Origin of the sequence: Exiguobacterium sp. s163 (assembly GCF_018617135.1) — a bacterium.
GTDB classification, from domain to species: Bacteria; Bacillota; Bacilli; order Exiguobacteriales; family Exiguobacteriaceae; genus Exiguobacterium; species Exiguobacterium profundum.
On sequence record NZ_JACSJN010000001.1, the window covers coordinates 232,415 to 243,837 of the forward strand.

At 46.3% G+C, this 11,423-nt stretch carries 12 protein-coding genes; all 12 read right to left on the bottom strand.

Annotated features, from left to right (window positions below; genetic code table 11):
- Position 1 precedes the first annotated feature (1 nt).
- Complete coding sequence (locus KNO71_RS01270; protein ID WP_078147124.1) at positions 2–1,054, bottom strand: rhomboid family intramembrane serine protease; 1,053 nt, start codon at positions 1,052–1,054, stop codon at positions 2–4.
- Positions 1,055–1,177: 123 nt separating this feature from the next.
- A complete protein-coding gene (locus tag KNO71_RS01275; RefSeq protein WP_012726605.1) occupies positions 1,178–2,134 on the bottom strand; it encodes an L-lactate dehydrogenase in 957 nt (318 codons plus the stop codon).
- Positions 2,135–2,303: 169 nt separating this feature from the next.
- Positions 2,304–3,074 carry a DUF92 domain-containing protein gene (locus KNO71_RS01280; protein WP_214686951.1) on the bottom strand — a complete coding sequence of 257 codons (771 nt, stop codon included), beginning with the start codon at positions 3,072–3,074 and terminating at the stop codon, positions 2,304–2,306.
- On the bottom strand, positions 3,053–3,607 hold the full coding sequence (locus KNO71_RS01285) for a 5-formyltetrahydrofolate cyclo-ligase (protein ID WP_214686953.1): 555 nt from the start codon (positions 3,605–3,607) through the stop codon (positions 3,053–3,055). The genes KNO71_RS01280 and KNO71_RS01285 overlap by 22 nt, the downstream gene beginning before the upstream one ends.
- A gap of 54 nt (positions 3,608–3,661) precedes the next feature.
- Positions 3,662–3,826, bottom strand: coding sequence for a 50S ribosomal protein L33 (gene rpmG, locus KNO71_RS01290; RefSeq protein ID WP_255313299.1), 165 nt, complete (start codon positions 3,824–3,826; stop codon positions 3,662–3,664).
- Positions 3,827–3,910: 84 nt separating this feature from the next.
- Complete coding sequence (locus KNO71_RS01295) at positions 3,911–6,112, bottom strand: 1,4-alpha-glucan branching protein domain-containing protein (RefSeq protein WP_214686955.1); 2,202 nt, start codon at positions 6,110–6,112, stop codon at positions 3,911–3,913.
- A gap of 15 nt (positions 6,113–6,127) precedes the next feature.
- Complete coding sequence (locus KNO71_RS01300; RefSeq protein WP_214684022.1) at positions 6,128–6,877, bottom strand: DUF4912 domain-containing protein; 750 nt, start codon at positions 6,875–6,877, stop codon at positions 6,128–6,130.
- A 114-nt stretch (positions 6,878–6,991) separates the two neighbouring features.
- Positions 6,992–7,654: a phosphate signaling complex protein PhoU gene (gene phoU, locus KNO71_RS01305; RefSeq protein ID WP_012726611.1), complete on the bottom strand. Its 663-nt coding sequence runs from the start codon at positions 7,652–7,654 to the stop codon at positions 6,992–6,994.
- Positions 7,655–7,670: 16 nt separating this feature from the next.
- The gene (gene pstB / locus KNO71_RS01310) at positions 7,671–8,432 is read right to left on the bottom strand and encodes a phosphate ABC transporter ATP-binding protein PstB (protein WP_224862754.1); all 762 of its coding nucleotides are present in this window, start codon (positions 8,430–8,432) and stop codon (positions 7,671–7,673) included.
- A gap of 110 nt (positions 8,433–8,542) precedes the next feature.
- Entirely contained in the window at positions 8,543–9,454 is a 912-nt protein-coding gene (gene pstA, locus KNO71_RS01315) for a phosphate ABC transporter permease PstA (RefSeq protein ID WP_078147129.1), read from the bottom strand.
- 1 nt (position 9,455) lies between these two features.
- Positions 9,456–10,400 carry a phosphate ABC transporter permease subunit PstC gene (gene pstC / locus KNO71_RS01320; protein ID WP_012726614.1) on the bottom strand — a complete coding sequence of 315 codons (945 nt, stop codon included), beginning with the start codon at positions 10,398–10,400 and terminating at the stop codon, positions 9,456–9,458.
- 83 nt (positions 10,401–10,483) lie between these two features.
- Complete coding sequence (locus KNO71_RS01325; protein WP_214686957.1) at positions 10,484–11,422, bottom strand: PstS family phosphate ABC transporter substrate-binding protein; 939 nt, start codon at positions 11,420–11,422, stop codon at positions 10,484–10,486.
- Between the last annotated feature and the right edge of the window lies 1 nt (position 11,423).

An 11,423-nucleotide genomic window follows, 5' to 3' on the forward strand; every position in this document is an offset into this window, starting at 1 on the left:
CTTACCAAAATCCGTACCCGACGAATAGTCCAAACATCGAGATGGTGAGTACGGAAAATAAGATTCGTTGTATACGGTTCTTCTCATCCGGTAGCCCGACGACCCCCGAGACGACAAAACCACCAATCAGACCTCCCGCATGCGCGAAATGGTCAAGACCTGCACCTAATACAAACGCAAGTCCTACGTTTAATCCTAACATAATAAAGAGCGGAGGTCCGAGCGTCTTCATGAAGAGAGAACGATCCCGCAACCCAAAGTACAAGAGCGCACCGACCAATCCAAATAGCGCTCCTGAAGCGCCTGCTGATATCGATTCGCTGAATGCAAACGATGCGGATGTCGCTAATATTCCACTGAGCAGGTAGATGATTAAAAATCGTATGGAGCCGTACATCCGTTCGACGAGCGGACCGAGCGACCAAAGTGCAAACATATTAATCGCAAAGTGGAACCAACCGATATGCAGGAACATCGGTGTAATCAAACGCCACCATTCCCCTTGTTCAATCAACGGGTTCACTTTGGCCCCGAATGCGACCAACGTGTTTGGATCAAGCGTCGAACCGACCGATTCGGCTAACCACATGACTAAAAAGGTGACGAACAGTAGCCCATACACCACTTGTGGTTTTCCGAAGGAAAATCGTTTCTTCAGATCCGCTTTCTTTTTCCGGTCGAGGGAGACCGCTAGCAGTCGGAACCGGTCTTCTTCCATAGTCGGTGTGCAAATCGAACGGGACAATGTCACTTTCGCAGGGATTTGAAACGTCAACGAGTCTACACGCTCTTCATCCACGAGACGCTCACCATAAACATGAATGGTCAATCGTTTCCGCCCGATGCGAGATAAGCGAAATGCGTTCAAAATCGCGTGTATATCCATCCCAACGTGATTCGCCCATGCTTTTTCAGTCTGAATGAACAAATCATACCGATCACCTGCTTTCGTATCGAATAAGATGACCGCACGGGAGGGTTCGAGTATGCCTTCAATTCGCCCACCGTTTTCGACCTTTCGATAAATATCTTCCCAAAAACAAGTTGTCGCCAACGAAACCCCTCCTCTCTCTCAATTCTATTGTAAATCACGACACGACCCACGACCAAACGATGATTCGTTCTATATGTATAAAAACCCGTAACCAAATGGCTACGGGTTTCCAAAGGATGGAGATTACAAGACAGGTTCCATCGTTTTCATGAGTACGTTCGCAGAATGTTGCATTTTCTCATGCTCTTCTTGTGACAACTCAATCTCAACGACTTCACGAACGCCTTGACGGTTGATAATCGCTGGTACACCGATATGGATATCGTGCAATCCATACTCACCATCAAGATGGGCACCGACTGTCAACAACGTGTTCTCGTTACGAAGGACAGCCTTGACCAACCGAAGGAGACCGAGTCCAATCGCATAGTACGTCGCACCTTTACGTTCAATGATATGATATGCTGCGTCACGAACGTTGACATAGATGTCTTCAAGGTCTTCCCAGCTGTACTCATCATGCTCTTCAAGTAGTTGCTCGACCGATTTTCCATATATACGAGCGTTGCTCCAGGCAGCAAACTCCGTATCACCATGCTCACCCATAATGTAGGCGTGACAGTTACGCGGGTCGACGTTGAAATAGTCTCCGAGCATGTAACGCAAGCGAGACGTATCAAGCACTGTTCCTGAACCGAAGACACGATGTTTCGGAAGACCAGAATATTTCCATGCGAGATGTGTCATGATGTCGACCGGGTTTGAAGCAATAATGATAATTCCGTCAAAACCAGAGTCCATAATGTCTGAAATCATAGATTTCATAATCTTCGCATTTTTTTCAACGAGATCAAGACGTGTTTCACCTGGACGCTGTGGTGCGCCAGCAGTGATGACCACGATATCAGCGACGCCACAATCCGAGTAATCCCCTGCCCAGACGCGCATCGGTGATGAAGCGAATGAAACCCCATGGTTCAAGTCCATCGCTTCTCCTTCTGCCTTCGCTTTATTGATATCGATGATGACAAGTTCTTCACATAGACTAGCTGTCGTCAATTGGTAAGCGAAACTCGCACCTACTGCCCCTGCCCCTACAAGTGCGACTCGTGTTACTTTAGCATGATTTAATGTTTCCATAATGATTCTCCACCCTTCGAACAATCTGTTTCATGTTTTTGTTATCTCTGTTACAAATAGATTGTAACATCATTCACAAACTCAAACTACAGCGGAAACCGTTTTCACTTTGGCAATATTGTGACAATATTCACATTTATTTGGAACACCTTCATTTTCTGTACTACCCTCATCCAAACACTAAAAAACAAATCAACGTCGCTCCACATACTGAAAGAAAATTAACCGCATCGTTTCCGAGAAAACGCCATCCTGACACGTAAGTCGTCGGCACATCGTGATGTATTTTTTGCTCCGTCAATTTTCCGCAGACTGTACAACGAAACGTTCGTTGGAATGTCGCGCCGAGAAGCGTGTCAATGATGCTACCAGTTAATCCAATCACCCATAATAAAAGGAGATGCGTGACCTTTAAGTCGATGAACACAAGAGAGGATACGACAATCAACAGTGCACCGAACATCGACATGACGGTACCGAACGTCGAGACGGCGCCACTCGTTCCCGGTTCGACTCGCTTTAAGGTAAACATGAACCGAGGTTTCAGTTTCGATAGGACACCGAATTCAGATCCCCACGTATCGCTCGTCGCCGCCGCGATGGAAACGACATACATATAGAGGTAGACCGGGTCATTCGTCAATTGATAACCGAGTGCACATAAAATCCCTACCCCACCGTTAGCTAACACTTGCATGGCATCGCGAGCCCCCGTCTTCTCGACAATCTCATCTACTCCTTCTTTATCGCGAGAGCGATATTTCGAAGCAAGAGAAGAAGTCGAAAAAAACACGCCAAGCAAGTATAGACCGAACCACCCGAAGGAGAATCCGATCGCCGTACCGGTCACGACTGTCAACAGTGCCCCAGAACGAGTCAACGAGCGTAACCGATAACCGAGATAGGCGACGAAACAAGTTACAGCGAATATGGCGAACACTGAATCATCCCCTTCTCTGTCACGATCCATTGAACGGGTAGGTCGTGCGGCTCAATTGGTACATGATCGACAATCTGAACGGTATATGCCAAAGCAAGCGTTCTACCGTTATAGGTTTTTAAAAAGCGATCATAATAGCCCCCACCCCAACCGATGCGATAACCGGTTCGATCGAAAACACGCCCCGGAACAAGACAAAGATCGATCACTTGCGACGTCGCTGGAGTGGTTGGCTCTAAAATATTCATGACTCCCTCTTCCAAATCATCAAATGAATGAATGATGTGAAACGTAAGTCCCCGCTCCGTTACTTTCGGGACGCAGACCGTTTTTCCTTCTTTAAAGGCCATATGAATAATCGGAGACGTATCAATTTCTAGCGGGAGTGACAACGTTAGCGCGATTGTTTGACTTTCAATCCATAAGTCTGAGGCAAATAATGATTGGTGAATGACTTCGTCCGCATGATGTCGATCCGCCATTTGTTTGATGTATTGATGAATCGTGCGCCGCAGCGCTGTTTTCTCTTCCACAACGTATTCCTCCTTACAAAAAAAGCCGCCACATATGTGACGGCCGGTCCCTCATTACTTCACTTCGCGGTAAAGCGTGTGACGACGGAGACGTGGGTTGTATTTGCGCAACTCGAGGCGCTCAGGGTTGTTACGTTTGTTTTTCTTCGTGATGTACGTGCGATCGCCTGTTTCTGTGCAAGCTAATGTAATTTTAACGCGCATTTCTTTCACTCCCATCTTAATGATGTTGTATCAAGTGCTTTTGCTTTACAGTCTAAGCATACTCAATTATCCTACCAAGTTTCTTGTGAAAAAGCAAGGTTATTTCACGTTCTTTTTCATTGATTCCTGTCCATATGGAGAAGTCTCTATAGGTAGGCATGTGTTGACGTTCTCGCTCACGTTATACCATTGTTTTAGGTCGTGAATCGAGATCTCTTCCCCGACATATACGCGTTCTGATGCAGGAAACACGCTGTTTTCGATTCGATGGATTGCATCGAATAAACCACCGTGACCATGCGGATTGCGAGTCGCTTCAAAGGACAACATAGTTGAGTATAACGGAAGCGCAAGGGATTGCGCAAGTTCTCTTGCAGCAGGAATCGTCATCCAATCGAAGTGGTGAACCACTTTGAAGGAAACACGTTTCGAAAGTTCATGAACCAGTTTTACATAGGCGATATTTTGTGTTGCCACCTGGTTCATGACATGCTCTAAAAATGGACTAGTTGGACGAACACGATACACATGTATGTTTCCTTGTCGCTCATACTCAGGCAACTCGTCATGATATGGCGTTAATACATAGACGACTTCGCCATCGTCCGCTCTCGCCTCGATTTCGTCGACGACCCGTCTTCCGAGTCCTCCAACGATATGACCGTGATATTCAGGCGTGAGCACCAAAATGGCTGGTTTTTCTTCTTCCCGCTCGGTTGTCACATAGTAATCGTGAGGAGATAGGAACGAATCAATATCGATGTCTTCATCCTGAAGAAATGGATATGCAGCGTAATGATCATGTAGCAACTGTTCGGATACTCCATCCTGATAGAGTGCCGTTTCCAGTTCTGCAAAGAGTCGTGTGTGTTCACGGAACCGTTCGGCGGCATACTGTGCCGTCGTTTGCCCATCCAAGATGAACGCCCAGTCACTCGACACAGCCAATACGTAATGACGGATTAATTGTTTCAAGGCGCGATTCGTCGCTTCCGATTGATTACGATAGTCCGCCACGTCTTTTACGAGTTGCATCTCCATCATGTGCAAATGACGAAGCATCCACTCATTTCTTTCGTTAATCCAAACTTCACCATAACCTTTACGTCCCCATGTATTCATCGACACGTGGACCGTCTGTAAATCTTTAAAGTGACGTTCAAGGAAGAGCGCTGGCGTGATGGTTTCAATTCCAAATTCAGCAAGTCTCTCTGCTACTTTCCCAAGAAACTCTGGCCCCTCAAACCACCAGTGACCGAACAACTCCGCATCGAACGGAGCCGTGACTAAAAATGGTGGGAATGTCTGAGCACCGTGCGCTTCAAGATGTGATTCTAACGTTTTGGCAAAATCGGTCGCATGGTTTTCAATTTGATGTTCCGCCCATTCGCGCACGTAGAAATCCTTTTGATCCGTATCACCCGTAATCCGGTGCATTTTTAAACCCGTATCAAAACGAATTCCTTCCGGATGCATGAAGGACTGGATATAGTCCCAGTCCCGATCGTATGCCAAATCGCGGTAAAACTCACGATAATCCGGATGGCCTGGATATCCGATCATCGAACTCCAAATTTTACCTGAGATGATTTGATCCCGCGGGAACAACGCGACGCCATGTGGTGAATAAACAGGGGCTCCAATTCCTTTCTCTGGCGTCGGATCTGCGTCGAGAAGAGCATGTTCATCGACAAATGTGTAGCGAATTCCTTCTTCATAAAGAATCCGATCAACTCCTGGTGTATAAGCACACTCTGGTAACCAGATGCCTGTTGGACGGAACCCATAATGACGTTCGAAACAGTTCAAACCTGTGCGAATCTCAGCACGCGCCGCCTGTTCCGTGAAGAGATGTGGATTAAAGCCATGGGTTGCCGTACATGTCACCATGTCAATATAACCTGCCTCACGATATGTACGGAACGCCTCATTCAAATTTTTATTCCAATGGAGGAACGTATTTTTTAAATCGTGGTATCGTTGACGATAAAAATGTAACGTCGCTGTTTCTTCGTCTGTTCGGTCCTCAGACAATTCGAGGGCAATCAATTCGAGCATATCGTCTAAGTGCTCCACATAGCGATCCTGAATGAGAGGATCGGCAAGCATTTCAACGACAGGTGGGGAAATACTAACCGTCCAATGCAAGGGACGCTTCAAGCGATCGACTTGCCATAGAATCGGAAGATATGTCTCAGAGATGGCCTCGTAAACCCATCTTTCTTCTAAACGGTGTTTCTCTTCATGCCTAACGTACGGTAAATGAGCATGAAGGACGAGTGAAAAGTACCCAGATTTCATAATAAAAAGTCCTCCTTAACGCACGAGTCGGTATGCTGCATATTTTGGTAACGTATCAAGTAGTTCTGGAGAATCAACTTCCCCGTATTGCCAACGTCGGACCGGTTCTGCGAATCGTCCGACTCCAACTGGTTCTGCCCGCGGCGTATCAAGCGGATTTGATGCGACGATTGGGAGAAACTCCCCTTCCATCGTCCGAATCCCAAATTCAAACACATATGTCGTATTCGGGTCGAGAGGGCGAACGAACCAGCTGTTCGTCATTTCAGGAAGATCGAATGTATAGGAGCGGTTTGCGTGACCACTATTGTAATCAAGTAACGTAACATCAAGGATGCGAAACGCCTTCGGCAATTCTTCCCAGCGTCGCATAAATTGAAGCACTAACGTTTCTTTCACGAGATCAGATACTTCCCAGCATACATACACTGCGTTTGGAGACTGTACGACCGCATGCATAAAGTCCACGTTGTACCGATCGGGTAGCTTCCAGTATCCTTCCGGACCCTTTTCAAGAAGTGGAGAAGTCGACACGTTGGCCGTCTCTTTCGCTGATGCCACTTGTTTGCGTGAGGTCGTCACCGACGTCTTCGCTTTCTTCGTTTCACGCTTTTTTTTCACAGGGGCAACCGCCTCCACTTCCTGTTGCTGATTTCTCCATTTACGCCATGCGTATTGGACTTTGCCAATCGGGACGTCTAATTCTGCCGCAATCTGTTTTAACGTAAGACCTTGTTGTTTCAAGGATACGATTTTCTCTTCCATCTCTATATGGCTCCCTTCATGTAAAATCCATGTAGACTATTATTCGCTCCTTGAGTTTGTATTCCTGCCCAAAAAAATAAAGAACAACAGCACTGTTGTTCTTTACCACTAATCTTATTGATTCAAATCATAATGTTTCCCTTTTTCGAGGAAAATTAAATGTTCTCCGAAGTTCGTCACATGATCGCCCATCCGTTCGAGGTATCGAGCAATGTTCGAGAATTCGTATACATCGTTCGTCCCAACCGTCATGGCCGGAAGAGAACCGATATATTGTTTAATCACCGTTAGATTGATGTCATCAATCACGCGGTCCATCTCATTGAGTTCACGAACACGGCTCACTTCACCTTTACGATAGGCACGTGTCGCCAGTTCAAGCATGTCAATCAACTGCTCGGCCATCTTCTTGAGCGGTTGGATGTCAAGCACATAAGGAACGTGCTCGATTCGTGTCACTGCTTTTGCGATGTTTGTCGCATAGTCCGCAATGCGTTCAAGATCTGTCGCTGATTTCATCGTCACAATCAGACGTCGTAAGTCAGTCGCGACTGGTTGCTGTTTTGCAATCAATAGGATCGCTTCGTCATTGATTGTCAACTCCAACTCGTCTAACTCGTTATCGTTATCAATCACGGTTTTAGCCAATTCGAGATCATGTTTTTCCAACACTTCGATTGCCGTCGCCGTTTGGCGCATCGTCAAGTTTGCCAATCGTACAACTTTATCTTCTAATTCAGTCAATTTCGTATCAAAAAATGTGCGGTTTTGTGCCATCAATCCAGTCTCCTCCTTAACCGAAACGGCCAGAAATATAGTCTTCCGTCCGTTTGTCAGATGGATTCGAGAAAATCTTATCTGTTACATCGAACTCGACAACTTCTCCATTTAAGAAGAATGCCGTTTTATCCGAAACACGGGCAGCTTGTTGCATGTTATGTGTCACGATGATGATTGAATATTGTTCTTTCAACTCTTGTACCAATTCTTCCACTTTCAATGTAGAAATCGGATCAAGGGCAGACGTCGGCTCGTCCATTAAGATGACATCCGGTTCAATCGCTAACGTACGCGCGATACAGAGACGTTGTTGTTGTCCACCTGAAAGTCCGTACGCATTCTCATTCAATCGATCTTTTACTTCATCCCAGATTGCCGCACCACGTAATGAACGCTCGACAATTTCATCGAGTACTTTCTTATTTTTGATTCCGTGCGTCCGCGGTCCGTATGCCACGTTGTCATAGACCGATTTTGGGAACGGGTTCGGTTGTTGGAATACCATCCCGACCGATGTACGCAAGTCTTCTACTTTATATCCACGGTCGAAGATGTTACGACCATGATACAAGATTTCACCGTTCGTCCGAACCGATGGAACGAGTTCGACCATACGGTTTAGAGTCTTAATGAACGTCGATTTCCCGCACCCAGATGGTCCAATGATTGCCGTGACTTCATTCTTTTTAATATCGAGGTTGACGTCAATCAAAGCCTGGTCTTCTCCATACCACAAGTTCAAATTGTTGACGACATAGGCGCTATCTTTTTTCATCTCAGTCGTTGTCGGTTCTGTCGTAGTTGTATTCACGTTTTGATCTCCTTTGTTGAGCTCTTGTTGTTTCATCATCTCGAGCTTCCTCCTCATTCATCTGCAAAAAAGACTTAGTGTCGATTTGTATATTTGTTTCGAATATAGATTGCAACCGAGTTCATCGCGATGAGCATCGTCATGAGTACGATGATCCCTGCTGCTGCTAAGTTTTGGAACTCTGGTTGTGGTCGGCTCGTCCAGTTGTAAATCTGGATCGGGAGGGCCGTGAAGTCAGAGAAAATATTACTCGGTGTCGTTGAAATGAATGTTGCCGCTCCGACCATGATGAGTGGAGCCGTTTCACCAATCGCACGAGAAACCGCTAGGATAATTCCCGTAATGATCCCTGGCAACGCCGAAGGTAACACGACGTTAAATGTCGTCTGCCACTTCGACGCCCCGAGTGCTAGCGAAGCGTGTCGTAATTCCATTTTGACTGCTCGTAATGCTTCCTGTGAGGCCACGATGACAATCGGCAAACTCATGAGACCTAGCGTCAAGGCACCGGCCATAATCGAGTTCCCTAATTCCATGACTCGGACGAAAATCGTCAATCCAAGCAATCCGAATACGATTGACGGAACGCCAGCCAAGTTCGAAATATTGACTTCAATAAATGAGGTCATGCGATTTTTCGGAGCGTATTCCTCCAAGTAAATCGCCGCTCCAACACCGATGACAAACACCATCGGTACGATCAAGAGCATGAGCCATAACGACCCAATCAACGCAGGATATAATCCAGCCTGTTCAGGACGGCGCGACGGGAAGTTGCGTAAGAAATCGAGATTGACCCACCCTGCCCCTTTGGACACGATGTCATAAATCAATGTCGATAAGACAACGAGTGCAAAGACGAGTCCCGCCAAAAAGATGTACTTAAATATTTCATTCAATTGTAAACGTCGTTTAATTCGTTGAGACACGGTCTCACGATTCATCAAGTTCTTCGTATTCTTGAACTCACTGTTCGGTAAAGCCATATTAGTACTCCTCTCTGAAGCGGCGCGTCACCCAGTTTGCGAATAAGTTCATCAATAAGGTAAAGACGAACAACAACGCACCGACCGCATAGATACTGTAATATTCGATTGTGCCGTAACCTGCATCACCTTTTGCGATTTGAACGATGTATGCTGTCATCGTCTGAATCGCATTGAGCGGATTGAACTCGAAGTTTGGCTGTGAACCACCAGCGATCGTTACAATCATCGTTTCCCCAATCGCACGGCTCATACCGAGAACGATAGAGGCAATAATCCCAGACGTCGCTGCAGGCATGACAACTTTCGTCGCCACTTCAAGACGTGTCGCACCTAAACCGAGCGCACCGTCCCGAATTTTCTTCGGAACAGCACTCATTGCATCCTCAGAAATCGAGGCAATCATCGGAATAATCATAATCCCGACGACAATCCCTGGGCTGAGTGCATTGTAAATTTGAAGTCCCGGGATGAGTGCTTGCAAAATCGGTGTAATGAATGACAAGGCGAAGAAACCGAATACAATCGTCGGCACACCGGCCAACACTTCTAGAATTGGTTTCAACACACGTCGTGCCCGTTCAGAGGCGTATTCACTTAAGTAAATCGCAGACGCCAAACCGAGTGGGACGGCTACAATCATCGCAATCACAGTAATTTGGAGTGTTCCCATCACAAGGGCCCATACCCCGAAGCGCTGATCTGCACTAAGCGGGTACCATTCTGTCGATCCTAAAAATTCTGCGACAGGGACTCGTTCAAAGAACTTGAATAGCTCAAAGCCTAGTGTGAACGCAATACCAATGGTCGTGACGACCGATACGAATGCGCTCAAGAATAATAAGAACGGCATGATTTTATCAAACACGTTCGTCGTACTATATTTCTTTTGTTTATTTTGTTGAATCATCTCTCGAATCGAAAGCTTGTTGTTCGGTTCATTCATCTCGTGTATCGCTCCCTACCTCTTCATACTAGAAAGCATGGCGAGAAGGCGAGACCGTGTCTCACCTTCTGCCACCTATCATCTTATTCTCCAGCGATTTCGTCGATCATCTTCATGTTTTCGTCGTAACGGCCTTGTTCCATTTTCACGTAACCGACTTCTTCAGAAAGATCGGCTGCATTTTCGTTCATGAAGCGTGCGAAGTCCGCAACCTGCTCTTTGTCTTTCAACGAAGCGTTGTTGACGTACGTGTAAATTTCACGTGAGAGCGGATAAGACAAATCGTTAATCGTGTCATGTGTTGGCTCAACGCCCTCAACATTTAATGCACGAAGTGTGTCTTTGTTCTCAAGGTAATATGCGAATCCAAAGAATCCGATTGCTCCCTCTGTTCCGGCTACACCTGTGACGAGTACGTTGTCATCCTCTGACAATTGCGCATCTTGACGAATATCTGTTTCATTCAATACTTTTTCGTCGAAGAAATCGTAAGTTCCGGAGTCTTTACCTGGTGCGAAGAATGAGATCTCCTCATCTGGCCAGTCTGAGCGAACGTCTTTCCACGTCTTGATGTTCGTGTCCGTCCACATCTTATTCAATTCTTCAATCGTGATATCTTGTGCCCAATCGTTCGCTGGGTTTACAACGAGCGAAAGTCCATCAAGTGCAACTGAGAGTTGCGTGAATTCCACACCGTTTTTCTCAGCTTCGGCTGCTTCTTCTTCTTTGATTTCACGTGATGCGTTTGAGAAGTCTGTCTCTCCCATCACGAAACGTTTGAAGCCACCACCCGTACCAGAGACACCGACTGTCACTTCAACTTCTGGTTGTTCAGCTGAATATTCTTCTGCGACTGCTTCCATGATTGGGAATACAGTTGATGATCCGTCCATGACGACTTTTCCTGAGAGCGCATCGCCGCCTTCAGCAGCGCCACCTTCTTCATTGTTCCCACAAGCAGCACCTACGAGTGCGACTGAAGTGATTGAAGCGAGTAAAGCTGATTTTTTCATCCAAGACATT